This is a genomic window from Microvirga sp. 2MCAF35 (assembly GCF_052115545.1).
Lineage (GTDB): Bacteria > Pseudomonadota > Alphaproteobacteria > Rhizobiales > Beijerinckiaceae > Microvirga.
Genome location: NZ_JBFRGW010000010.1, coordinates 97,023 through 122,376, shown reverse-complemented (window position 1 = coordinate 122,376; position 25,354 = coordinate 97,023). Strand labels below are relative to the sequence as shown.

16 protein-coding genes and 1 tRNA gene are annotated in these 25,354 nt (G+C 56.0%); 3 read left to right on the top strand and 14 right to left on the bottom strand.

All coding sequences use genetic code 11. From position 1 onward, the window contains the following. Positions 1 to 153: DUF1565 domain-containing protein (locus tag AB4097_RS07770; protein WP_442038156.1), on the bottom strand; the 153-nt coding region annotated here is incomplete at its 3' end. A gap of 815 nt (positions 154 to 968) precedes the next feature. On the opposite strand from AB4097_RS07770, the gene AB4097_RS07765 reads away from it, so the two are divergent. Further along, complete coding sequence (locus AB4097_RS07765) at positions 969 to 1,736, top strand: FkbM family methyltransferase (protein ID WP_442038152.1); 768 nt, start codon at positions 969 to 971, stop codon at positions 1,734 to 1,736. A gap of 784 nt (positions 1,737 to 2,520) precedes the next feature. On the opposite strand, the gene AB4097_RS07760 is transcribed toward AB4097_RS07765, so the two are convergent. From AB4097_RS07760 to AB4097_RS07700, 13 genes are all read right to left on the bottom strand, one after another. Then, positions 2,521 to 3,780 carry a polysaccharide biosynthesis/export family protein gene (locus AB4097_RS07760; RefSeq protein ID WP_442038150.1) on the bottom strand — a complete coding sequence of 420 codons (1,260 nt, stop codon included), beginning with the start codon at positions 3,778 to 3,780 and terminating at the stop codon, positions 2,521 to 2,523. Between the two features lie 122 nt (positions 3,781 to 3,902). Beyond that, positions 3,903 to 5,210 carry a glycosyltransferase gene (locus AB4097_RS07755; protein ID WP_442038148.1) on the bottom strand — a complete coding sequence of 436 codons (1,308 nt, stop codon included), beginning with the start codon at positions 5,208 to 5,210 and terminating at the stop codon, positions 3,903 to 3,905. 98 nt (positions 5,211 to 5,308) lie between these two features. Continuing rightward, positions 5,309 to 6,481 carry a glycosyltransferase gene (locus tag AB4097_RS07750; RefSeq protein ID WP_442038146.1) on the bottom strand — a complete coding sequence of 391 codons (1,173 nt, stop codon included), beginning with the start codon at positions 6,479 to 6,481 and terminating at the stop codon, positions 5,309 to 5,311. Positions 6,482 to 6,489: 8 nt separating this feature from the next. Continuing rightward, on the bottom strand, positions 6,490 to 7,785 hold the full coding sequence (locus tag AB4097_RS07745) for a glycosyltransferase family 4 protein (protein WP_442038144.1): 1,296 nt from the start codon (positions 7,783 to 7,785) through the stop codon (positions 6,490 to 6,492). Positions 7,786 to 8,229: 444 nt separating this feature from the next. Continuing rightward, positions 8,230 to 10,857 (bottom strand): O-antigen ligase family protein, encoded by a 2,628-nt coding sequence (locus AB4097_RS07740; protein ID WP_442038141.1) that lies wholly within the window; start codon positions 10,855 to 10,857, stop codon positions 8,230 to 8,232. Positions 10,858 to 10,880: 23 nt separating this feature from the next. After that, a complete protein-coding gene (locus AB4097_RS07735) occupies positions 10,881 to 12,329 on the bottom strand; it encodes a lipopolysaccharide biosynthesis protein (protein WP_442038139.1) in 1,449 nt (482 codons plus the stop codon). Positions 12,330 to 12,929: 600 nt separating this feature from the next. Further along, positions 12,930 to 13,922 (bottom strand): NosD domain-containing protein, encoded by a 993-nt coding sequence (locus AB4097_RS07730; RefSeq protein WP_442038137.1) that lies wholly within the window; start codon positions 13,920 to 13,922, stop codon positions 12,930 to 12,932. A gap of 88 nt (positions 13,923 to 14,010) precedes the next feature. Further along, positions 14,011 to 15,048, bottom strand: a complete 1,038-nt coding sequence (locus AB4097_RS07725) for a GNAT family N-acetyltransferase (protein ID WP_442038135.1) — start codon at positions 15,046 to 15,048, stop codon at positions 14,011 to 14,013. Positions 15,049 to 15,322: 274 nt separating this feature from the next. Continuing rightward, positions 15,323 to 16,303 carry a polysaccharide deacetylase family protein gene (locus AB4097_RS07720; protein WP_442038133.1) on the bottom strand — a complete coding sequence of 327 codons (981 nt, stop codon included), beginning with the start codon at positions 16,301 to 16,303 and terminating at the stop codon, positions 15,323 to 15,325. 346 nt (positions 16,304 to 16,649) lie between these two features. Next, a complete protein-coding gene (locus tag AB4097_RS07715) occupies positions 16,650 to 17,297 on the bottom strand; it encodes a sugar transferase (RefSeq protein ID WP_442038131.1) in 648 nt (215 codons plus the stop codon). Between the two features lie 457 nt (positions 17,298 to 17,754). Further along, positions 17,755 to 17,839 (bottom strand) — tRNA-Asn (locus tag AB4097_RS07710). Between the two features lie 608 nt (positions 17,840 to 18,447). Continuing rightward, on the bottom strand, positions 18,448 to 19,206 hold the full coding sequence (locus AB4097_RS07705) for a hypothetical protein (protein ID WP_442038129.1): 759 nt from the start codon (positions 19,204 to 19,206) through the stop codon (positions 18,448 to 18,450). Between the two features lie 225 nt (positions 19,207 to 19,431). Further along, complete coding sequence (locus AB4097_RS07700) at positions 19,432 to 22,164, bottom strand: AMP-binding protein (RefSeq protein ID WP_442038127.1); 2,733 nt, start codon at positions 22,162 to 22,164, stop codon at positions 19,432 to 19,434. A gap of 949 nt (positions 22,165 to 23,113) precedes the next feature. Here AB4097_RS07700 and AB4097_RS07695 point away from each other — a divergent pair. Then, positions 23,114 to 23,977 carry a calcium-binding protein gene (locus AB4097_RS07695; RefSeq protein WP_442038125.1) on the top strand — a complete coding sequence of 288 codons (864 nt, stop codon included), beginning with the start codon at positions 23,114 to 23,116 and terminating at the stop codon, positions 23,975 to 23,977. 71 nt (positions 23,978 to 24,048) lie between these two features. Next, a complete protein-coding gene (locus AB4097_RS07690; RefSeq protein WP_442038123.1) occupies positions 24,049 to 25,179 on the top strand; it encodes a GNAT family N-acetyltransferase in 1,131 nt (376 codons plus the stop codon). Positions 25,180 to 25,354 lie beyond the last annotated feature (175 nt).

Genomic DNA, 25,354 nt, shown 5'->3' with positions numbered 1-25,354 from the left:
GATCGAGACGTTGCCGTTGTAGACGCCGCCGGCGACCAGCACGGTGTCGCCCGCCTTGGCGAGCTGGGCGGCTTTGGTGATCGATTTCACCGGGCTACCGGATGCACCCGAACCCGTGTCGCTGCCCGTCGTCGAAACATAAATAGTGGCCATAACTTTTCTCGCTATGCTTTCGTTCAAAAATTGATGGGGAAGCTTGCGTGCTGAGGCTCTAAGTCGATTGCACGCAATGCAATTTTCAAGAAATAAAAATCAGTACATTTGTGATACGGGAAATAATACTAACAATTTTCATTTTAATACTCTGTGTATTTTCTACCTCCTAAACAAATCGAGCTTTGTAGCAACTTTGTCCTTCCGCTGGCTCCGATGCACACGGAAGATTGGCTTGTAGAGATCTAAATCGATCTGCCATGCCAATACGAAGCATACGCAAGTATTACGTATGCGAAATCTAAAGAGAGATAACTTTACGGAAGGTGGCAGCGCCAATAGCTGGCGCGATCATCAGACCGGTAGGGTCAGATGAGAGAAACGCTAGGTCAAGCGCCAAGCGTAATCCGGGCCCTGTCGGCCTATTCTGTATCGATCTTCATGTAATACCCCTATCTCTTTTTAATTTTTCGTTATCATTATTTGATTGGCCATGAGGTATAACACGAAATGTGACATCAATATGGCGACGCTGCCGAGTACCCAAAGCTTACGGCACGCACCAAGGACGGAATGGCCCGTTGCTTTCTGGAGAAGGATGGAAGAGCAACGATCGACCACCGAACGTCGCTGCATGAAGGCCTCCATTGAAGAATAACCCGATTTGAGTAGCCTTCGGCACCAATATCCCCCTGTTGATTGCTTGCATCTCAACCCTTCAAGGCTAATCCTCACAAATGATCGGAATCCATCCCAATCGAAACAGCTCTAGACCGCTTATGGGATGGACCGCTCGTTCAAGTGTGGAGCTTCTTATGCATCCAGCAATTATGAGAACATTTCGAGCAGCTCAGGGCGCTTTTCCGGGGCTGAAGACGGCTAAGAATGCTCTATATCGTCATGGCCATAGAATTCTCAACACTCCTCATGAGAGAGACTTTCGGATCATCAAGCGCTTTTCCGATCCGCAGGACCTATTTCTCGATATCGGAGCTAACCAAGGACAATCGATCGAGTCGATCCTCCTGTTCCGCCGCAACGCGCATATCCATTCGTTTGAGCCAAATCCATCGTTAGCCGCAATGCTCCAGGCGCGCTATGCGCGGCGAACCAACATAACCGTCCATGCTGCGGGATTAGGTAACGTGCCGGGCACGTTTACACTCTATGTCCCGACATATAATCGTTGCGTCTACGACGGGCTCGCCTCGATCGATAGGACCGAAGCTGAGAACTTTCTCAACGCAAATTATGTGTATGGTTACAAACGATCGAAGCTCAGTATCATCGAAGTCCAATGCCATATCGAAACACTCGATGCACTGAAGCTTTCGCCTTCTTTTATCAAGCTCGATGTGCAGGGGTATGAGTACAGTGTGCTCCTAGGCGGAACCGAGACCTTGGCGCGCCTGGAGCCGGTGCTGTTGATCGAAGATTACGCGGAAGATCCAAGGATCGAGTCTCTGCTGCAGAATTTCGGATACAAGGTATACCACCTGGACGGCGATCAGCTCAAGAAGGGCCCAGGAGAGAGTTGCAACTCGCTGCTTATCACCGACCGCCGTCTCGGAAAGCTTACGTAAGGCTCGATCTTGCCGCTTGCGATCTTATCGGAAATCCTGCTGCCGATAGAAGAGTGCCACATCACTCATGAGTGCCGAAGTTCGGCAAGCACAGGTGCTATTTCCACTTGCGTGGCATAATCTCCTCTGCGTTTCCGGGCAGCATTCTTGAACGGCGTGTCGGATCAACCCCGCCGGGATACCATCAAGAGTAATCTTTGTTTCGTTTCGAACATCTATGACGTTCAGTCGAAGGATGCACCACCGGCAGGCCGCCTTTTTAACCGGCGCGCCTGCGTTGCATCTTGCTCGAGCACGGGGCAGATCCCGCAGAAACTGGAATGGAGACGAACCACTCTTTCCCGCCAATGCCGTAAAATGGGAACAGTGCCGCCATCCCGCGTCCCCGAGTTCGCGGCGAAGCGGAACGAAATGCCAGATTGTCGACGGGCTGGGTCGACTCTCTGTCTACATCTGAACTGAGCAAGCCGAGATGACGATCTTATGCTTGCTTCCACTCTCGATGTGATGCTGCCGGCAATGCTGTCATTGCCTCACGGGCGCTCGGCCCGATCAGAGCACGGAAAACTGTTCATGCTTCAATCTGGATTTCTAAGCCTGCTGGCACAGATTCATGCCGAAAAAACAACGCATACTTCCAAGCATTCCAATTGTCGGCTCCCTCAGGCCTGCATGGCCTACCGACTATGCAAGGCCTCGATGTAGCCAACGTACCAGCGCGTTGACTGAAGTTAACCTGCTCTCGTCGGCACCGCACCACACGTTCCAGACGACCCGCGTCGCGTCAGTCGATACGCAGCGCAACTTCGACGACATCTCCCGGCAGAAGTTCCGTGTTCTCGCCCGATACGATCCTCTCGAACCGATCATTCACTTTTCGCGAAATGGAAATCTCCGGCCGCGAATTTGAACGTTCCAAGGATTGCGAGCGAACGCTTCCAGTAAAGGCAAGAAGCTTTTGCTGAAGTGCCGCCAACCGAGGGCGCATGGACGAAAGCTGAAGATTGGCATTCTGCAACTCTGTCAGGAGTTCATCTCGCCTCGCTTCATCGACCTTGGCGAGATTGCGAACGACCTCTTCGCGTTCCTTTCGAGCCTGTTCCAACTGCGCCATCGCCTGGAGATGCCTTGACGCGGACACAAGGCTCGCCCGCTTTGCATCCATGACGCGGGTAATCGGGACCGTTCCACGATCGTGAAAATCCTTAAGGTTTTTCAGATCGTCCAGATCGCTCTGCATCGCCTCCTTTTCCTTCTGCTGCTGGTCGGACAGGATCGATATCTGAGAATCGAACTGGGCGATCCTCCGCACCATATATTCTTTTTCTTTCTTTATATTGCTTGTTCTACTTTCATAACGCTCATTCTCGACTGCCGATATTTCAGCAATCAGCACTTCGGGAATGTGCATATTGTCGATCGCCGTTTCATCGAGTTCTGCAGGCTCACCCAACTCGGTCTTCAAACGCTTGACCTGCAGCATTGCTTGAACGAACTGTATTTGAAGTGTCTCGTACTCACTCCTTGAGTCCACCAACTGCGTGAGCGGATTATCGGTTCGCAGACGCATGGCGTCGTAACCGCCGGCAATTGCAAGCGCCTGCCGAACCGTCACGCCCGGACGGAATGGCTGCTCGCCAGGTTTCGATACGTCGCCGCTTACATAGATCGGACGATATTCTGCGACGTTGATCGTGACTTCTTGCGGCAGGATCGTAAAGATGAGTTCTCGCCCTTCTGCGGTCCGCTGGCGCATCATCTTGTTCGGCATTTCTGCCGCTATTTTCGAACGAAGCTCGGTCAGCGAGAGGCCGGACGCATTGATCTCACCCATGACCGGAAGCGAAACAATGCCATCCAGGCCTAAGACTGCCTTCTGTTGAAGCTGCGCCGCTCCCGTAATGGTAATTTCGATCGTATCACCCGGCGCAAGTCTGTACTCGGCAGCGACGCTGGCATTGGAAGACACGAACAGGCTGCCCAGAGCAGCAAGGAACACCCGAGTTCGAACCGAAGTTCGATTAGCCTTCAGACAGACAGCCATTCATATCCCCTATTCGCCAAAACAATGATCCTGCTTCTGTCAGTTCGTAGAGGCGCCAGAAACCTTCCCAGATCGAGGCCGTCTCGGGCCCTGTTGACCCCACCATTTTAGAACCACCTTCTTCACGGGCCAATCCGCGCGGAACTGAGCCCAGACAGAGACAAGCGCCCCTGAGAGTTCGTCTCCCCTTCAGAGGCGCGAGATAACTTTGACGACGCCATTTCGGGTCCAGCCGTTACCAAGGACAGATATTCCCGCCACTGTGCCTCCGCCCTTTGTTCACCGAAATTGGCGATAGCCCATTGTCGGGCGTTGACTGCGATCCGGCCTAGGCTGGAATCATCGTCGCGAACGAGGCCCAGGAGCGCTGCCAGTTCGGCAGAAGATCTCCAAGTGAGAACATCGACGTTCGGCTGAAGACGCATTCCAGCTATCGCGCTGTCGTGGGCAAGAATGATGACCCCGTTCAGAGCAGCATGAATTGCCTTCGTTTTGATCCCACCCTGCACGAGTTCCGGGAGCAGCATCGCTTTATATTTCTGCAGCTCGGAATCGAGGTCTTCGACATAACCGACGAACCGTATAGAAGGCGAAAATTTATAGCTGACGCCATTCTCTCCGCCTCCAATGACATGGAGAGATAGTCCGCCTGCTGCATATGAGCTCAGTTGAGGCAAGGTCTCGGTGTCGAACTTGTATACGGCGTCTCTATTCGGTTGATACGAAAGGCCACCAAGGAAAACCAGCTCGTGGGGCCGCTCCGCCAGCGGCGAGATCTGGCTCGGCCCCCTGACGAGAATTGGAGTGGTGGAGATCAGTCGAGATGATCTGAAAGAGAGGATCTCCGCCTCTGCTGAACTGACCGTCAGCGTCAAATCCGCTCGTTGAGCTATATCTTTCTCTCGACGCGCGATGATCGCCGATTCTTTACGCAGTACCGACTTGATCACTGGCCGAGCCAATCGGTTCAAGGCCCGCAAGGCAGGTGCTTTGTGATATCCGAGAAGACCATCCAGGTTCTTACGTTCTTTCGCGATCAGGCTATACCGCAGGGATAGCAGATCGTCCAAATCGGATATCCACGGCAGGTTCAGAAGCTCGCCATATGCGGCTGTCCGGACCATATCCGTAATCACAACGTCGATCTTCTCGGAACGCGCGATACTCTGCAATGCAATCCGCGCCCTGCTACCCGAGTACAGACATTCGTTCAGAGGTTTCGTACCGAGCAGGAATCCAAGGCCGAGTTGCGTCATCAGCTCCCACGGCCGCGGACCATGAATGCGGTAGTAGCGCACCTGATCGCCTGCATCGGACATCACCGGTTCGGTGCCGGACACGCCAGCGTCGAAATGCGCGATGACAACTCTGTGACCCAGGCTCAGCAGGCAATTCACGGTGGTGTTCAGTACGGACTTGCGCCCGGTCATTTGTCCACGAATGTCCCGCGTGGCGATCAGAAGTACATTTAAGCTCTGATCGGGTTCAGAACTGGTTCTCAGGCACTCTTTGCTCATCAAAACTGCTTTCACTGGGCGCCTTGGGCATAAGCGGAATGCAATTCCTGCGAAAACCCTTCGAGGTCTGTGTACTTTTTTGCGAGATGATTGCCGCGTTCCGAAAGTGCCGCACGCAGCTCGGCTTTGCTCGCAACTTCCGTCAGTGCATGCGCCAGCTTCTCTTCATCCGCTGGCGGAACAAGAATTCCAGCCCCGTCCTTGATGACGGTGGAGACATCGCCAACATCGGTCGCTATCACGGGCAACCCGGCCGCCATCGCCTCAAGCAGGACCATGGGCAGGCCCTCCCACAATGACGGCAGGACGAACGCATCCGCGGCAGCCATCAGCTTTCCCACGTCGGATCGAGCACCCGTCAACTGCACATAATGATGCGCGCCGAGTTCATCGATGATTTGCACCAGACGGTCGTGATCGTCACCTCCGCCGACAATGAGCAACTTGGCAGATGGACACGAACGATTTACCTGACTGAACGCTCTGATCAGGATATCGAATCCCTTTGCGACCGTAAGCCTCCCGACGGATATCATAATGATGTCCCGCGGTCCGTATCCGAGAGAGGAGCGCACCTGGCTTCGCGCGTCCGGGCTCCACATGGGCGACCGCTCGATTCGATTTTCGATGATGCTTACGGGTGTGCGGCCAGTACGTTCGTACTGCATCTTCGCGACACGCGGACCACAGGCCACGATAAGATCGGAACCGTAGCTTAGGACCAACCGCTCCAATGCGTTCTTCATGTGAGAACGCCATCCATCCGCTTCCGGACCTTGGCTATGTAGCGTCACGATGAACCGCGCTCCCACGGCCCACGATAGAACCGCACCGACGATCGTGGCGTGGGTCAGGTGTGCATGGATCACTTTCGGACGCCATTGCAGGATGATGCTCTTCAGCGTCTTCCAGGCAGCCACATCGTACAGACTGCGCTGGTGTATCTCGACCAGTTCGATTCCCATGGCCCGTATCCTGTCAGACGCAGCGCTGGGCTTGGAAAGATTGATCACGCGGACCGAGTAAGGTCCATTGAGCATGGCACGGAGCTGAACCTCCAGAACACGTTGCGCGCCACCGATTCCAAGATCATCGATGATGAGCACTACATCCAGGACTTCTCCCTGTGGCGCTGGATGAATATCCTCGCCACCAGATATCCTCTTGTCGACAATCTCTACCATGCTTACTCCTATCGTCTCGCCTGGACGAAAGAGTCGATCATCGACAGAAGGGATCCCGCATTCTTCGTTTGATCAAACTCGCTTACCACGAGATTCCTTCCACTAGATGCACGACGCAGCGCCTCCTGAGGGTTCGACTGGACCTCCTCCAGCGCGCGGGTAAGGCCGGATACGTCGTCGACCTCGAACAGCCATCCGGTCTCACCATCGACAACGATTTCGGGAATGCCCGTCAGACGGGATGCGACGACGGGCCTTTCGTGGGCAAATGCCTCCACTATGACAGTCGGAAGACCTTCAGTCTGGTTTCTCGGTCCGATCCGGCTCGGGACGACCATGACACTGACCTGCGACATGACTTTTGCAACACGTTCGTTCGGTTGAGCGCCATGAAATGTGACTCGATCTGAGAGTCCGAGTTCAGCTGACAGCGTCTCTAACGCTTTGCGCTCCGGGCCGCCGCCCAGAACGTCCAAGCGCCATTCTCCCAAATTGGCTTGGGCGAGCGCTCGTAGCAGCACATCCACCCCTTTCCTATACTCAAGTGAGCCGACATAAAGCACGCGAAACCGATCGCGTGGATATACCGTCGACGGGATGATGTTCTCGAGAAATGCGCCGACGTGAATAACGACTGGGGGATTAGGGGCTAGTGAGGGAACATGCCTGAGGATGTACTTACGGTTATACTCGCTGATCGTCCGCACAAAGTCCGCTTCCGGGAGTTTTGTGCTAAGAAGCGCCTGGGTCTCAAAGATGTCATGGGCGTGACAGCTGACGCTGAACGGCACACCGGCTGCACGCCGTACGATCCACGCGCATGTCGCGGGGTGACCGGCATAGGCCGCATGAACATGGTCGCCACCCCAGTCGCGAATATCCTCCGCAATGCGAAGAGACTTCGGCAGGATGAACAGGGACTTCAGCATCATCACGGGATCTTTGCGACAGCCCACGAGAATGTCACGAAGGATCCGGCCCAAAACCCGCGGCCTTCTCAACAGAGTCCTGAGCAAAGCGCCGATCACATCTCCTGATGCGAAATAGGCAAAATCGCGAGACCAGGCGATCGTTTCCTTTGCGAAGTCGTGGACGACCTCGTGCCGGTTGAAATGGGTGAGATGATAGATACGAATGTCATAGTTTTTCTGCGAGAATGCAATCACATCCCGCATGATGAACGTCTCGGTCGTTTTAGGAAACTCGGTGACGATAACAGCCAAACGCCTCTTCTCAGGCTTTGCGACCTGATTGGCGGTGAAGCTCGGCGCGAACTCTACTCGATTGACGGATGGGTGAGCCAACAAAAGATTTCCTTTCGCCCGCCGGCCTCAGGCCATTCCCTGAAGGATAGGCTTCGACATCATAACTGAGATTTGTGAAAAATTGCCAAGCAAACTACTTCCACCAAGGCAATATTATGCTAGCAGAACACGTGCCTCTCATCTATTTGCTCCGACGAGGTACAGCTTAATTAGGCCTCAATGGCCAAGCAAAAGCGCACATACCTCTTTTGAGAGAAGCCTGCCTTCGCTACATCGCGGTCAACAGGTCGCGTTACATCACTTGTACCCGAGAGGCGTCTCCTCTAGGACAATAACAGCTCTCTTCTTTGTCGAGCCGTATTTCTCGGCGAACCGCATCCGGTTCGCCGAGAAATGGTCTGAGCCTGCCATCCTGCCAGGTAACGGCTGTGAGCGAGTGACACGCCGTATCGTATGAGAGGTGTTCCGATAATGCGTTGGCACTCAGGAATTTGAGTATACCTTTACACGCGGCGGCTCGGTTTGAAGCGGCTGCACACTTGGCCTTTTCTTCCGTCCGAGTGTCGCGAGACCGATGAGAAGCGCGTTTATGAGAACGAAACCGATCACGCCGCCCAGAGTCATTCGTGCAACCCGCGGCAACCCAGCTGGGCGCGCGCTGAACGCGGCCGGCTCGACAATTTCGATCGTAGGTCCGAGTTCCCGAACGTAGGCGCTGTCGAGTCGCCACCTGTTCTGCTCCTGCAGCATCCTTTCCAGGTTCTCGGCGACGCTTCTATAGCGCGCTTCAAGAAGCTTTGTCGTAGCGGTCAACGCATTCAGGCCAAACAGGGCCTCGCGGGTATCCTTCAGATCCTTCTGCAGAACCGGGATTTCCGCCTGTCTCATGCTCTCTCTCTGCCTCTCCAGGGCGATAAGCCGATCGGACAAGACGGAGTGCTCGACGGATTCGTCAGGAACACCCTGCTGGAGACGAAGGGAGTTCATCTTCTCCGAAATGCTGTTCAACTCGATCTGCGCCTTCGCAATTTCCGTGCTGTAGAACTTCGATGGGTCCCTTTCGAACAATTGCTGCCGCTTGCGCAGATATGAGTCGACATGTGCTGTTATGATTTTTTCCGCCAACTCAGGATTGGGATCCTGAATCCCTACGGCGATCATGGCCGCGCCTTCGACACGCCGTATACGTAACCTGTCGGCAAGATCCTTTGCGGCAGCGACGGTTGGATCTACGGCCCTCTTCGATGGCGCGTCCGCCTTTCCGAAGTCGAGCAGACCGCCCAAAGTGAATACGGATTTCAGGACCCGCATCGCTTGTGCTTGAACGCCGGACAGTGCGGATTCTTTCGTATCCTTGAGCTTGTCCAACCCGATCTCGGCGACAGTCGACTCGATGACCTCCCGGCTCCGGAGAAGATGCATCTCCGTGAATAGGGCGGCATCGAGCGACACCTGGACATTCTCACCCCAGTTGCGATGCTCCTCGCCAGGCCGCACGGGGAAGTACTCTCTGCCGAACCGATAAAGAAGCGTGCTTTCCGCGGATGATTGCTGTTCCTGCAGCATCGGAACCAGCATGAAAGCGGCTGTAACAGCTCCTATGAGATACTTCCGTTCCCTGATAATGCCGAGCACCTCGGCAGACGACAGCGCCCTTTGCATCATTGTAGGACTCCATTCTTTCTTGGCACGTATTGGGTTTTCTCTTGGCGTAGCGACAATGCTGATCCGCCATAGCGACAGAACGAGTGCGATCTCGATCCAAAAGAAGCGCAAGAATGCACCGTGAAGGAAGACCGCCGTTGCGAGGTACCCGATGAAACTGAGGCACAGGCTGGTCGCAAGCGCGGCGTCGCGCGTTTGGTTCTTCGCGTACAGAAGTTTTGCGCCACGTATCCCTATCATCAGAGCGACGACGATGACCGTGAGGAGCTTGAAGATCCCGAAGACACCTTCCTCGGCAAGCGCCTCCAGATAAAGGCTATGCGGGTTTGGCGCGGCGCCTGGGTCGATCCCCGAAGCCAGAGCATACTGGCTGTAGTGTCCGGTATATTGTCCCAATCCGATCCCCACCATGGGATGATCCCAGAACATGCGCAGGGCCGTACCCATCACCGCGATCCGGCCGCTCAGTGACGGATCGCTGATGGCCTGATCTCCGGTCATCTGAATTTGGATCGCCTGAACAATCAACTCGATCCTGGCGAGAAAAGAGCTGGGCATTGCGGCAATTCCCACCACAGCCAGCAAGCACGCGACACCGAGAAGCTGCCAGCGCGCACGAAGTGTCAATATCCCGGCAACCACCATCGCTGCAATCGCCAGGATCGCTCCTCGAGAGAAGGTGAAGAGGGTCGCAGCCAGGATTGCCAGTGCACAGAGCGCGAACAGGAGGCGGACAACCGGATTCTTCTCGATGAAGGCCAGACCACATGCCAGCGGCAGCGTCATGACAAGGATCTGGCCATAGTAGTTCGCATCCGGCAGGGTCCCCGAAATTCGCCATTGGTGAACTTCGCCGGCGATCTGGTTTATGGCCGCCTGGGCGAACCCGAAAGCCGAGTTATCGAAGCTCCCTGAAAGATATTGCTTCACGCTCAGAAGCGCGATTGCTCCCATTGCCAGCACGGTCGTCCGAATAGTCGTTCCCAACCGATTGCGAGACGTAAGATAGGCGATGACGACTGCCGCAGTAGCGAGATCTCTAGCGTGCTCGCTCAATCTCTCAAAAGTCGGTTCAAAGTCCTCAATATGGATAAGCGACAATAGAGAGATGCTGAAGACACATACCAGCAAAGGGACAAACCTAAATCCGGCCGTCAGATCCTCCTTGCCGACGATCCAGCGTATCATGAGAATAGCCGCGAGGGCGACGGTTAGAGGTGTCTGAATTCCTGGCAGGCCGTGCACGTTTGATGCGACACCGAAGGCATTTGTGACGGTTCCTGTCACGAGCAGCGCCACACCATACTGGGGCCAGCGATACAAGGCTGCCGCCCCGAGGATGGCGCCCAGCGCCACGAGCGTCTCTACTGGCGCTAAAGCGGTCGCCGCAAGAGCCGCTGCAACCAGAGCAAGCGCAATGTGTCTGTGCGTTCGCGTCAGCTTCATGGAGCGAGCCATCATTGTATTCATCAGGGCGACATCAACTGCTGACGCTTCGGACGCGCAATTGCTGCGACTGCTGACAGAAGGGACGGTGCAGTCAATGCAAGTGAAATAACGTAACTTGTCACACCGGCGGCGATCAAAATAATCAGCCTGGGCAAATCTCCCTTGATATGGACGAGATTGTCGATGCCAATCGTTACACCTGCCATCACGATCGTCGACAGCAACGGCCACCTCAAGGAGCGAGCAAATATCCTGGGGCCGATCCCGACGAGTCGATTGGCAATCACGAGTCGCACGATCGATAGGATGATCATGATCACGATCTGACCGATGGCGAATCCGACCACGCCCCAACGGGTGGAAATGAATGCAACAGGTGGCGCAAGCACAAGGCCGAGGACGTTCGTCCAGGTCAGCACCCACGGCCGCCCCATGGCTTTGAAGAGATCACCCACATTGAATGCCGCCGAATGCACCATCGCGTAGACAGCGAGGACCTGCACCACCGGAATGACATTGGTCCATTTCTCACCATAGAGAACATGGACCATCGGAGCGGCAACGATCATGAGTCCTGCAGCGGCAGGTAGCGTTAAGGCGGCAATGCCGGTCAGGCTATCCTCATACGAGCGACGCAAAGCCGGAAGATCGGCTTGGATGGCGCCGTATGCCGCGAATAAAGCTTGGCTAGCGGCCCAGCATATCCCCAGGATGATCTGATCCGTCAGAGTGAACGCAAGAACGTAGATTCCTAACGTCGCAACGTCCAGGAAATGCCCGATAAGCATATAATCGGCATTCTTGCTGACGACACTTACGATACCGACAAGTGTCATCTGGATACCAAATGGGAGGATGTCGGAGACGATCTTGCGATCCAGCGACAAGCGAGGAGACCATCCTGCCAGCCACCAGAGCGCCACAAGGCCAACAACCATTCCCGTAATGTGACCGTAAATAAGGCTCCAGGCGCCGAAGCCAGAAAATGCGAGGGCGACCGACACGACTGTCTTGGTAACAGCCTTGATGACTTCTGGGATAATCCGCTTCCGGAAGGCCAAGTCCCGCTGGAGAAGGCCAACGAAGACCGAAGAGGGCCCAGCCAGGAGGAGACACACTGACAAGGCCCGCATAATATCGGTTGATCGGTCATCAAAAAAGATCGTGGAGACGACAGGCGCTGCGATGAATGCCACTCCACCGACCAGGACTCCGCCGATGATACTGATCGCCATGGCTACGGCGGCAGTCTTCTCGGGATCCTCACGGCGCCAAACGACGGCAGCTCCGACTCCCCCCTCCGACACTGCTTCGAGAAGCGCCAGAACGGCCAGACCCGCCGCCACCAGGCCGAAATCATCTGTCCCCAGCAATCGGGCCAGGACAGCCATGTTGAGCAATGTGATCAGCTTGGTGCTTACGAATGCCAAGTGGGCCCAAAGCGCGCCCGCGGCAACCTTGCGGTTCAACTCATGTCGAGAAAACATCGATCGCTACCGCAGTCCGGAAACCTGAAATATCGCAGCTGAAATCTTATGCATCATTGTTCCTTTTCATCATAAGGAATTGGAACCACACCGCCCAGGAAGCTTCCGTCCTGAGCCATGGATGCCTTTTCAACTCCATCCAAATCTAACGCCGCCTCCGGTCGTCCTGCATTGATCTTCCGAGTTAGAACACTGCCACTTATTGAACCTAGGGATCGTTGGGAGATTGAGCCGTCTAGGGAAGTGAATGACCAGCGGCGCCGAACAATGGAAATTATGGGTAATCCCGGAGGTATGGGACCAGAATTTTCCTATACTTCGGGATAGATGATCCTAGATCGTGAACGGTGGCGGCTCTGTGGTTTCTCGAGACAGACCGTTGAGCGAAATCGTCAAGCCTGGGACACGACCCCAAGGCCTTCTTGAACTCGCCGAACATGCGGCGTGCAATATCCCCGCCCACTCCGGGAGGCGGCTTCAACGGATTGTCCTGGGAAGAGTCGGATGGGAACGGGTGTCCGGGCTTACTGACTACCGTGATATCGTGCCGCTTGAGACCTCATCGACAACGAACACCGCAAATCACCACAGCGATTCAGGCTTATCGAGGACCGTATTCAGGTTGATAACGCTGTCGATCAATCCGGAGGCGCGCTGATAATCGCCGTATGTCACCCTCCCAACGCCACCCAACCTATTCTGCGTCACTCGTATATTCTTGGAAGGGAGTTCAATCCCGGTATACTCATTCGCGATCATAATGCCTTTGGCAGGCAACCCGTATCGATAAAATTCCTTCGCGTAGGTATGATAAACCTTGTTATCCTCGACAACGGTCGATGGAGCATTATCGAGATAAATGTTCACGCTGTAATTGTCGAAAGCGGCATTCCCGGAAATCCGGACATCGTGTGTCGATAGCGTTCCGATACCTTCGCCGTAATTCCTGTAGACCCGATTTCCTATGATGGCGCTCCTATCGGAAGCCTGGAGGCTGATGCCTTGAGGCCACCCACCATTGGATGTGGGTGTAAGGTTCTCCAGACAGTTGTTCCATACCTCGTTGCCTTCGACGAGATTCGCGTACGAATGTCCAGCCTCGGCGTGGCCGACCCAGATGCCGGCTTTCTTACTCCCTTGGACTTTGTTATCCGCGATGCGGACGTCGTGCGTTCCCCAAGCGGTAATACCGCCTCGCGTAGAGTTGCGAACGGTGAAGCCACGAAAAGTGATGTAGTTGGCGCTGATCTGAACCAGGTTCGTGTCGGGCGGCGTCTCCTGCCCGTCAATAATGACTTGTTCTCCAGGTGCCGCCTCGAACACGATTGGGAGGTCGGAGGTGCCGCCGGCCGAGATGATGACGACTTCCTTGTACAATCCACCCAGAACCGTCACTTTCGTTCCGGGTTTTGCCTCTTCGGCGGCCTTGGTAATCGTCCGCAATGGCTGGTCCGAAGTCCCTGGATTCGAGTCGTTCCCTGAGACTGAAACATAAAGAATCTCCGCCTTGGCCGACACGGTGGGGACGATCGTTGCCATCAGCACGACGGAGGCCAGAATTTCTCTAAAATTCATAAGCATCACTCCCGCGTTCCCTGCCTATATTGACGGCATCCATTCACACCTTAAGGCCCGCATCCGAGCGGAGCACTTCATCCAGGACTCACCGAAGTTTTGCGACGCGGTCCATTTCCTTGAAGATCCTATGTGCGGGTTTCAACAACGACTTGACTGCGGGAGCAGCTTTTACGAGTTGCGCGATCCTGGAGCGGCACTGCCAGATAAAAGGATTTGTCACGACGGTTCCTTCGATAAGCGGCACTCTTTGGTTTGCGATCCTGAGCTTGTAGTCGTTGTCCCCTCGTCCGAAATCAATCCTGCTCATGCCGAGCTCCTTCGCGCCGGCCATCATGTCCAGCAACAAGAGGATCCCTGGAGAATAGCGCTGGAACTGCGGGTTATAGGTCGGGAACCAGTAGTGCCAGACGTTCCCCGACCGCAGCCCGAAATGCGCGGCAATCGGTTGCCCCCCGGCGCGCAGCACTGAAAGCATTCCGGAAAACTCGGGGCTTCGATGCGACGCGACCACGTCTATGAGCGCCCGTGCCCAGGGTCTTGAGAAGAGATCGGGCGCTCCAATGCGGCGGTAATGGGCAGATTTCCACTCGAGGCAGAAGTGGAGCATCGATGGATCGGTCGATTGCAGTTCAACCTCGATCGGGCCGACCTCGCGTTCGAGGCGCCGGCGCTTGCGTCTGTGATCGGCATAGAGAGCTGTCGAACCGGGAGCTTCGTGTTGATCCAGGTCAACGATAGGAGAATCCGTGTCGATCACTCTCCACGGCGCGAACATGGTCTGCTGCGCCAGAACATGATTGAATCCCCAGGTCCTCAGCCCGCAGCCTCGCATGACGGCTACCATGTCGCACCGAAATTCCGGGGCTGCGATGAACCCGTGATAATCCGATACCGGACCACCGACCGGTTGTCCGGATCCCAGAAAGTTACGCTGGAACGGGAGGAATGCAGAACCGCCATCGATCACGCCCACAAATACGTCGCGACGCACTTTAGCAACCGCTTGCGTGAATTCCGGCCGGAAAAAGGGACTGAACAGCAGAGGACTACTTTCCTGATGTTGACCCCAGCGGGTCACCAGATCTGCAGGAAGTTCGCCTCCTGGAACAACAACCACTTTCATTGAGTGACCCATTTTTGGGAACGAAGCCTGAATATTGTGCAACTCTATGCGCAGAACTTCACCAGGAATAGAACGCAAATGGGCTAGAACTCTTTTCCAGATCCATCAGCACAGATAGAATTAGTGCGCGAAGCGTCATTGTGCTTGTCTTCTTCTCATAAGAAATCGCACGGCCATTTCGAATGGTTCGAGGTTATTTTGGCCGCTCCATGCATATGGAGCGGTCGAACCTCAGGGCGGGATCCGCCGGGCCAGAGAAAGCCCCGGATAGGATTTAGAACAGAGGCGAACCTATGACGGCAGCCGTCGATGTGCGGACCCTGAAAAGCGCCTCTCCATCCCGTATACCGACGTGATGGCGGCGGACGTCGTAGGGATTGGTTCTCCCGACGACATTGCTCCCGCCATAGAACGAGAACGCAATCCTGTACCCGGCCTTGCAGAGGACCTCTTGCGTCCGACCATCGAAACTATCCGGTGACCCGACGGGATAGGCAAGCGATTGAATGTCGATGCCGAGATGCTCCTCAAGCATCCGCTTGGAACAAACGACCTCTTCCAGCTGGTCGTCCTGGCTCAAATGGCTGAGAAGGGGATGAGAGTGGGTATGGGAGCCGATTGCCATTCCGCTCTCGGACATCTCTTTCAATTCATCCTTGTCGATGAAGATCCGCTGGTTCGGACGATGATCACCCAATCCCGTGGCGATGGCGATCTCTCGCAGAAACTTGTCCTTATCGAGCTCATGGCCCGACTTGTAGATCGCCAGGAGATGGTCCAGCACCTGCAGCCAATCGCTACTCAGATCGAAGCTCAAGCGCTCAGGATAGTTCAGGGCGATCTGGGCTTTCTTCGAGTTCTTGAGCATATACGCAATTTGATCCCACCAGGGGAGCTGCGAACTGCCGATATAGGACGTGCATATAAAGAAGGTTCCCTGTGCCTTGTTTCTCTGCAGGATGGGAAAAGCATAATCGTAATTGTCTTTGTATCCATCGTCGAAAGTCAGAAGAATTCCGGTTCGACGGAAAGTTTCTTTCCCTTCGACGAAGGCGATCGCCTCGTCCAAAGAGCTGATATGATAGTTCCACTTGAGCCAGCGAACCTGCTCCTCGAAGTCCTTCGGGGTCGCCGAGTACAGATTCGGGTCTCCCGCAGTGTTGCTGGTCGAGCCGATGCGATGATAATTGAGAACCACGAGGCAATTCCGTTGCGGAAATTTTTCCAGCATCCGCACGGTTCCTGTTGCGGCCATCAGCGAGGCCAACCGCTGCCGCTTCGACCTCTTATGGCTTTCGACGACGCCGGAGTGGCTCATCCGAACATTCATTCCATCTACAACCGACATCAGCAGAACAATTCCTTCACTCGTCGATTTTCAATGTCTTCCGGCTCACGGGTCTGAAGCGTTTGCTGAGGCTTGGCTCTATGAGCACTGGCCGTTATTCAGAATAGCCAAGATCCATGATGTACGAAATACATTGCTCAGTCTCTTCCAAGCTACCTCGCCTGAACTATGCGAGAGCTCCTATTGGCTATGGTCTTTCCATTCCGTGGACATGATCAAGCCCCATCAAATGATCCGGGAGCGACCCAGCCGATCACCGGGATCCATCCATCGTGACGACACAAACCACAGTCTTGAGGAGGATGCCGATGTCACGCTTGAAGGACCAGTTCGCGACATAATCCTCATCCAGCATGACCCGGTAGGGATATGAGGTGTTGTTGCGCCCGCTGACCTGCCACAGGCCGGTTATTCCAGGGCGTGTTCGATAGTAGAAGTGCATCGACTTGTTGTAGTGCTGAACCTCCTCAGACGTGATGGGACGTGGACCCACGAGGCTCATATGCCCCCAGAGCACGTTGAAAAACTGAGGTAACTCATCGAGGCTCGTCTTCCGCAGGATCGCGCCAAGCGGCGTAATGCGCGGGTCGTTCATCAGCTTATGATTCTGCTGCCATTCCTCTCGAGCTGCCGGATCATTCTCAAGGTGCCGCGCAAGAACATCTGCAGCATCGACGACCATCGAGCGGAACTTCAAGCAAGGAAACACTGAACCGGAGGGTCCGAGCCTCATATGCCCGATGATCGCAGGTCCTCCGTCTGTCAGGATAATCAAGAGATATATCGCGGCCATCAGCGGCGCTAGAAATATGATCGCCAAAGCACTTACAATGACATCGAAAATACGTTTCGTGTCTCCACCGGTCAACTTAAACCGGAGAACCTGAGCTGCTTCATGCATTGATTACATCCAGTACAGAATTTCGGACACATCGCCGAGAAGGTAGGGTGCGCAAGGTCGATTCTTGCGAATTTCGACGCCCTTTGATTTTGAATTATTTGACGTGCTCAGAATTAAACAAGACCATCAATCGCAGTACGACTTTAGGAGTCAGTTTCCCCGGCATCTCCAGAGAAAGGGAAGCGAGCTTCCTGAAGTAGCCCCGAAGGGACAAAGCGGCTCTTCAAAGCTGGAAGCCATTGACGCGCGTACGGCCTCATTCCACCCTGCAAGGCAACTTGATGCCTCTTCCCCGGTTGAGAGATGCGTACCTCAAGGAGAACAGGATCTGCATTGCCTGCTCCATCCAAGGGTCCATCCGTGTCGTGCGCGACAGGACGCCGGGTGGACGCGATCACCACCGCGGCTGAATCATACCGTTCTGATCGAACATGGCGGGCAACTCAGACAAGTAGAATGGCTCCCAGAGAGGGCCTCGAACCCCCACGCCTTACGGCGGCGCGTCAACAGCACGCTGCGTCTTCCAATTTCGCCATCTGGGACCACACGACCCGCATTCACGACAATCGGGCCAGAGAAACCGTTTAATTTTTGTCCGGTCTTTGCCGATTGCCTGTCTAGAATGATCATCAATTTCTGCTAAACTTCAATGTCCGGGGAGCGGAGATTGTGAGTTACTCCAGCCCACAGATATCGCCACAGGCTGTGGGAGCAGCCATATTGTGAATTAGCACTCAAGGGCAAGGCAGCGCGTCGATGCTGTGAGCTGGTCTTTATGATCGGCGGACACAAGTCCGGATAGTTCCGATTTCGTGGTACCCGTGCCTGTCAATGCGTCGGCATCGTGTCATCGAAAACCCATTCATGCTTCAGCCAATCAGGAGAAGCGCAGGGACTACATCGAGAGCTTTTTCCATTGTTGTGCATCGATTCTTATCTGCGCCATCACAGTCTTCACCTTATCGCCTGTTGAACCTCGTCCTGTCAGCGCCGCATTGGCAGCCCGTCCGAAGCGCGTTCCGGCGGAAAATCCGTACAGACTGGATCAACGTTCGAGTGGACCCTCAGCGCTACAGGATACGCGGAACGACGGATCCTCTCGAGGAGCTTGATGCTGACGGTCGCGGCCTGCTTCGAGCTCGATCAGGCATCAGGCTGAAAATCTCCTGATCCGGAACACCGCTGGGCTGCCGGGAGTGGAATAAGACAGCCTTGGGCTTTTGCCTCCCAGCACAATCGCCCTTCCCACATTCCGGAAGCCGGCCCGCCTTAGGGCCTTCAGGGATGGTTGATTATGCACCTCGACATAGCTGACGAGCCCTTTGTGCATTCCCTCTCGCGTTAGGGCATGGAGCGCCCGGCTGACGCCGGTTCCGCAAAGCCGCCGTCCGCGGAATGCCAACGCCGTGAAGGATTTGTACATGTAAATGTAGTCATTTCGAAAATGCGCGGTCAGATGCATCGAAAGCGGTGTCGGTCCCGTCGCATACCAGGTGTAAGATCCCAAGATACCGTTCTCGACAAAGCCATAGCATCGGTCGCCCCGGGCGAAGGCGGCCGTGAGGAAGCCGGCATCCAGTTCGAGAGAGTGATCCTGCTCGGAGAATTGCCCCAGTTCGTCAGGACCAAGGAACTTCCATCGCTCGTCCTGTCCCGCTATCAGGCTCCAGTCCATGTCGCCCGGATCCAGCGTAATGATCCTGAAGATCAGCAAGATGACCGTGCTGTTGGCGAGCCGATAGGCCGCATAGAGAAATGTATTTGAGGCACCATAACGCTTCAGGTAACGCGGAATACTCAAGTACAACGTCTGCAGCAGCAATCGCATGGCTTCCTGGTTCGGTTGACCATTCTCTGCTGCTTGGCTGCATCGCTGCCTGGCCGGGAAGGGAGAAAGGTTGAACAGCACTGACCTCGCGTTTGGTCGCGAAGTGTCCCCAAATTCTAAATTCGATCCCAAACGCTCTCAGGCTGTGGTCTGCGGCGGCACATCCTTCTGCATGGAGCACGTTCAGGGGCGAAAATTTGCTCAGCTTCGGTTCGCATACACTCAACTCATTTCTGAACGTCACTGCATCCTTGATGGCACAGCAGTTTCACTTCACGGAAGATGGCCCTCCGCTACAGGATCGGATTATTGCAACCGGACGGTCCCGTCTGTTAGTCGGTCCAGTCGTTGCCGCAGATGGTCCACCAGAGGATCCGCCCCGGTGGTGAGACAGTCACGGTGCCCGCCTGACACTTGAACCATTTCGAGGCGTGGGCTGATGCGGCGCCAAGCCTGTCCGTCATAGTCGGCCGCGTAGAAGACGACAGGCACATCGAGCCGCTCCGGAAGATATTGCGCCATCGCAGACGCATAGACATCCCACAGCACGGGCGGAACGCCGTGGTTGGAACTCGACAGGGCCTCTCGGACCCTGGCAGATTTCTCGCACATCGGCAGGTTCAGGAACCGCGTCAGGCGGATCATCCGTTCGCCCGGTGGAATCTTGAGGAACCAACCCAGCCAGGCGAGCTGCTCGTGAACCTGCCCGAGGCGCTGCGGTGAAACCAGGTGCCTCATCATTCTGAGCACCGTCCGTGACACGGGACGGGCTCCGACGATCGGCGGATCGACCATGACGACCATCGCCACCTCGTGACCAGCCTGCACCAGCAGGCGGGCCGTTTCGAACGCCACCATGGCACCATTGCATTTGCCGCCGAGGAGGAAAGGTCCGCTGACCTGCCTTTCCAGGATGAGAGGCAAGCGATCGGCGGCCATGCCTTCGATCGTGGACGGCAGCGGCTCTCCGCGAAGGCCATGGGGATCGATGGACGCAATCGGATAATCGCGACCGAGAAGCTCCACGACCCGCCTCAGGCTCGAATGGCCGCTGGCGAGATCACCATGAAAGAAATGCAGGGGGGATTTATTGCTCTCGGCGTAAAACTCGAAGACAGGGGACGTCGTCGCAATCGGCGCATCGGCAATCTTTGGAACAAGCTGGCGGATGGTTTCCGCCCCGAACAGGATCGTTTCAGGCACCTGATGTCCGACGATGCGCTCGACTTCGATCAGCATTTCCATTGCCAGAAGCGAGTCTCCGCCGCATTGAAAGAAGTCGTCGTCGACCGTTAACGTTTTGGATTTCAGAAGCTTCTGCCAAAGGGCCAGCAACTCGGCTTCGAGATCCAATGGCTTCTCAGTATTACCGACATCACGCCTCACAGGGGCCGGATTCGTCTGCATCCCGAACGTTTCGCTGAGCCGTCGCCGCTGCACCTTGCCGGTTATTCCCTTGGGCAGCTGGTCGAGAATGACAATCCGGTGAGGAATTTTGAACGAAGCCAGCTCACCTTGCAGGAAGCTGCGGATCTCGGCAGGTGTGACCTGCGCGCCCGTGCGGAGAACAACGGCTGCCGCGATATCTTCGCCCAGGCGAGGATGCGGGATCTTGAAAGCCGCAGCCTCGGATATCGCCGGATGACGCAGAAGCGCGTTGTCGACGTCAAGTGGAGCGATCTTTTCTCCTCCGCGATTGATCGTCTCGCTGATGCGGCCGTGCAGAGACAGGAAGCCATCGCTGTCGAGACTACCGATATCACCGGTGCGCAACCAACCTTTCACGAAGGAAGCATGATTGTGTTCGGGTGCATCGAGATAGCCTGCCATCACGGTCGGTCCGCGCACCCAGATTTCTCCACGCTCCCCGGTCCGCAGCGAATTCCCCTGCGCATCTGCGATCATCACCGTGCCGGGCCAGGGCTGTCCGCAGGTTCGCGGCTTGCTTGCGCCGGGACCCGGCCGGTTGACGGCGATCTGCGCGGCCTCGCTGGATCCGTAATGCTCCAGGACGGGAACACCGAGGATCCGTTCCAAACCGCCCCTGATCTCATTCGGAAGCGGCGCACCGCCCGACGTGATGAAACGAAGGGTGTGTGCTATCGGCGCGCCTGACAGGCTTTTCACCTTCTCCCACACGGAGTTGTGGAGCGTCGGCCCCGCCGAGTACCAGGTCGGTCGCAGGTGATCGAACCATTCGTCCAACGCAAGGACGGCGATGTTCGACGGGATCGCGATACTGCCGCCCGTCAGGAGTGGCGTGAAGACAGTCACCTTGAGCCCGTGGGAATAATAGGATGGCGATACGCTGAGGCAGCGGTCCTGGGCCGTGAGTCCGAACCAGGTCTGAAGTCGCAATGCGGCTGCCAGCATGTTGATGTGGCTGAAAGGGATCAGTTTCGGCTCTGCGGTCGTGCCGGATGTCTGCAGAATGAAGGCCGGCGAAGATGGGTTCGGCTCCGTGTCGACGACGGGAGGACCAGGGGAGCGCACGATGATGCGGAGCCCGAGCCTGCCTTGTCCGACAGGAGCGGCCTCGATGATCGGTATCCCTTTTTCCTCGGCGATTTGCCGTGCTTCCGAAGCTCCGCCACGCGGAACAAGAAGACCGTTCAGGCGCAGAATGGCGAGACGTCGCCCAAGCTCCGGGAGAGGCAAACGCGGATCGAGCGGAACCGCTACGCTGCAGCAGGACACCGCTACGATGGCGAGGACTGCCTCGGGCCCGCTCGGCATCAGCACCCCGATCCGGGCGTCGCAACCGAACCCGGTCTGGCGCAGCTCACGGCGGACCTTATCGAGTCCGGCCTGCAGATCCCTGTAGGTCAGAGGCTCGAACGCGGATGACACGATCACGGGTTGCCGGGGAAATCGTCCGGCATTGTGACGGATCGCCTGAGCCAGGGTGGAGTGAGCTTCTGGCTTTGTTCCAAGTGCGGGGAACGTATCTGCAGGGCAGCCCGGGTGAGCCGCCTTCTCATTGTGTAGGAGCAAATACCCCTCCCTGAACTTGGTACCCCTCGCAGAGAACTCGAACACGGCGCCGTCATCCCGAAAAACCGACGGCTGAACACTCACACTGCACTAAGTCACTGAAATTCCACAGAGCCCAAAATGAGTTAGCGACTATCAAAGGGGTGAGGGATCCTCCCATCCTTATTGATCCCTCGACGTCAGAGTTGATTACCTCGGGATGGTCGGCCGAATTTTAACCTAGGTAATTTACAGGAATCAGGAGTTCCCCTGCCCTTCGCCGCCATGCTATGGACCAACTCGACAGTCTGCTTCGGCAGCGGTCTTCCCGCGGCATCGTGGCAGCGCATGGCGCAAGGTTTCTCTGTCTCGGGACTAGACAGTCGATAAGGGATTACCTCATAGTAGCAATGTTGCTGCGCTGAGGTTTGAAATGGTTTTGCTGTTATTGGCAGCCTTGCTGGGCGGATTCATTACATTTGCTATGCTCCTGCCTTACGGACTCCTTGTCGCGATTGCCGGAGCACCCTTCGGCGGCAGCCTCACAGCTCTGGCGGTGGGGTTTGTCCTGGCTCATTTGAGAACGAGAGCCGAACGCAGCGCATAGCATCACTTAACCGCACCGGATGCAGCCAGGGCTGCAGTTGTTGAGGACGATCTCATCTGCTTAAACCTGCCTGACGACGCGCCATTACCAATCATGATCTGTAATTGAGAATGATAGGATGGAAATGGCTGAGGAATGCGATAGCACGGCCCGCCTGACGTGAAATTCTTTATCGTTTTTAGTTCGGTTATCTCCACAATCTCCTGCGAAGCGAGTTAGTATTAGCTCCTGCTCTATCATGAGGTAGGGATTATACCCTATTTAGAGCTATTTTTTTCTTATCTGGTCGCGGCAATATATTGGCCTACGGGCATGCCGACGATGAAAACAACGCCTTCATCCTAGGAAGAATGCCCAAGTTCCAAGAGCTACCGAGCAAGATGTTCGGTCATGAGCGAGGCTGGGACCATGAAATTTCTGAACTGGGATGGGACGTTCGAATTCGGCATTCAATGGGGGGACCTCGGAACGCCGGGCGACCCGGCTACGGCAACTCAGCCGCCCGAGAAGATGGGCGGAGACATTTCCGGCATTGCCAGCGTAGCCACATGGGGCGACGCCAGCGATCAGTTCACGCTGTCCGGTACCGCTAGTCCCGACATCATCTTTCTCGATCGCAAAGGTTACGACGCGCCGCGCCTGGTCAACGTCACGACGTTCTACGGCGGAGAAGGCAACGATCTGATCGACATGACGTCCGACCGCTTTCTTTATGGAGGCGTGACGCTCTCCGGTGGGAACGGCGACGATGCGCTTCTGGGCAATGCAGGACGTGATCGGCTCTATGGAGGCAAGGACGCTGACCGGCTCAAGGGCTACGGCGGCCATGACTATCTGAGCGGAGAGGACGGCAACGATTATCTGTTCGGCGGTCGGGGAAATGACAAGCTGAGTGGCGGTAAGGGAAACGACTTTCTGTACGGACAACTCGGCAAGGACACTCTCACGGGTGGGCGCGGCAAGGACAATTTCGTGTTCGACGTCTCTCCCACGAATGGGAACAAGGACACGATCACCGACTTCAACGTGCGGGACGACACCATCCAACTCGCCCGGTCGATTTACACTAAGGCGGGCCCCAAGGGCACCCTGAAGGAGCATGCATTCTGGACCGGATCGGCCGCCCACGATGCGAACGATCGCATCATCTACGACTCCAACACGGGCAATCTTTACTATGATCCCGACGGAACGGGCGGTGCTTCTCAGAAGGCCATCGCCAAACTGTCTCCCCACCTAGCCATCACGCACAAAGACTTCTTCCTCGTCTAAGGGGCACTCGAAAGATGCGGGGGGAGCCTCTTTCCATTTGCGTGGCTGGCACGGCTCTGACTGTGGAGGTGGTGAGTGACCTCTCGCGTCTCGAAGCCCTCGAGGGCGAGTGGAATTCACTCGCCTCGCAGATCCCGTGGCCTATGGCTCAATTCGCGTGGATCGTTTCGGCGGCCCGTGCCTTTCGAGACGACAGGCTGTGCATCATCGTCTTGCGGGAGTCCGGAATCATCCAGGCCGTAGCACCGTTCGTTCTGCGTCGCTACGGCCTGGCCCACCGGTTGGAATGTCTCGACCACAGGCTGTCTGAGCCTCAGCGACTGATCGCTCGAAACGACCATTACCTGCAACTCCTGCTCAAGGTTTTGCGAATGGCGCGCTACCCTGTCTTTATGCGGGGTAGCTCGACCACGTGCGAGCAGGTTCAGGAGTTCAAAAGGCTGACACGCTCCGGTCTATGGGTAGAAAAGACGAGCGGCAGTCAGGATTCCTTTGTTCTGTTCGATGATATCGGCCGGGATGTGGAACAGCGCATGTCGGCAAAACGGCGCTGCACATTAAGGCGCAAGCGAAAGGCCGCGGAGAAGCTCGGAGTGGTACGATTCAGCATCACCCGCCCGCGCCCCGACGAACTTCCCGAACTGCTCGACGAATTCTGCAGGGTCGAGTCCTCAGGTTGGAAGGGCCGGACCGCAACGGGCCTTCAATATGATGGCAAACGCTTCTCCTTCTTCCGGATGTATTGCACCCGGATGGCACATGAGGGAGCCCTCCGTCTCGGCTTCATGACCATCGGCAACGCGACGGCAGCTGTTCGCCTCGACGTGATCTGGGGCAACAAGTCGTGGGAGCTCAAGATCGGCTACGACGAATGTTTCGCGCATTGCTCGCCCGGATTGTTGCTGAGTCATGAAGCGCTCAAGCACGGGCAGACAGAAGGGCTTCTCGGGCACCATTTCCTCGGTGAGGCGGAACCCTGGCACGAAACCTGGGCGGCTCACAAGGTAAACAGGGTCAACCTGCGATACTATCCCACGACCGTGTCCGGAGTAGCGGCACTGTGTCAGGACGCGCTTTCCCGTGTGGGTCGCACGATCATGAGGCGGTCGCGCCTCCTCTTGTCGGATGGGAAGGACGCGCCCGGAAAATCAGGCGGCACGCGTCTGAAAGAGTCTAGAACCAACCCGATGACGGCAACCTGAGCAATGCTGAGGAAGACTTCGCGCCCTCTTCGCCTCTTTCATCGAACGCGGCCTTAATCAGCTCGCGGATACGGTCTCATGCTCTCCATTGCAGCACATACGGGCGCCAAGGCCCGTTTCGTCCCGGGCTGGGCTAGGCTGGCGGGAGCATAGACCGATGCACCGTGAGAGGCTC

Excerpts from the sequence above, each read along its gene's own strand:
- AB4097_RS07765 (WP_442038152.1), top strand. The coding sequence starts at position 969 with ATGCATCCAGCAATTATGAGAACATTTCGAGCAGCTCAGGGCGCTTTT.
- AB4097_RS07715 (WP_442038131.1), bottom strand. The coding sequence starts at position 17,297 with ATGCATGAAGCAGCTCAGGTTCTCCGGTTTAAGTTGACCGGTGGAGAC.
- AB4097_RS07750 (WP_442038146.1), bottom strand. The coding sequence starts at position 6,481 with ATGGTAGAGATTGTCGACAAGAGGATATCTGGTGGCGAGGATATTCAT.
- AB4097_RS07725 (WP_442038135.1), bottom strand. The coding sequence starts at position 15,048 with ATGAAAGTGGTTGTTGTTCCAGGAGGCGAACTTCCTGCAGATCTGGTG.
- AB4097_RS07695 (WP_442038125.1), top strand. The coding sequence starts at position 23,114 with ATGAAATTTCTGAACTGGGATGGGACGTTCGAATTCGGCATTCAATGG.
- AB4097_RS07740 (WP_442038141.1), bottom strand. The coding sequence starts at position 10,857 with ATGAAGCTGACGCGAACGCACAGACACATTGCGCTTGCTCTGGTTGCA.
- AB4097_RS07720 (WP_442038133.1), bottom strand. The coding sequence starts at position 16,303 with ATGGCCGCAACAGGAACCGTGCGGATGCTGGAAAAATTTCCGCAACGG.
- AB4097_RS07730 (WP_442038137.1), bottom strand. The coding sequence starts at position 13,922 with ATGAATTTTAGAGAAATTCTGGCCTCCGTCGTGCTGATGGCAACGATC.
- AB4097_RS07760 (WP_442038150.1), bottom strand. The coding sequence starts at position 3,780 with ATGGCTGTCTGTCTGAAGGCTAATCGAACTTCGGTTCGAACTCGGGTG.
- AB4097_RS07755 (WP_442038148.1), bottom strand. The coding sequence starts at position 5,210 with ATGACCGGGCGCAAGTCCGTACTGAACACCACCGTGAATTGCCTGCTG.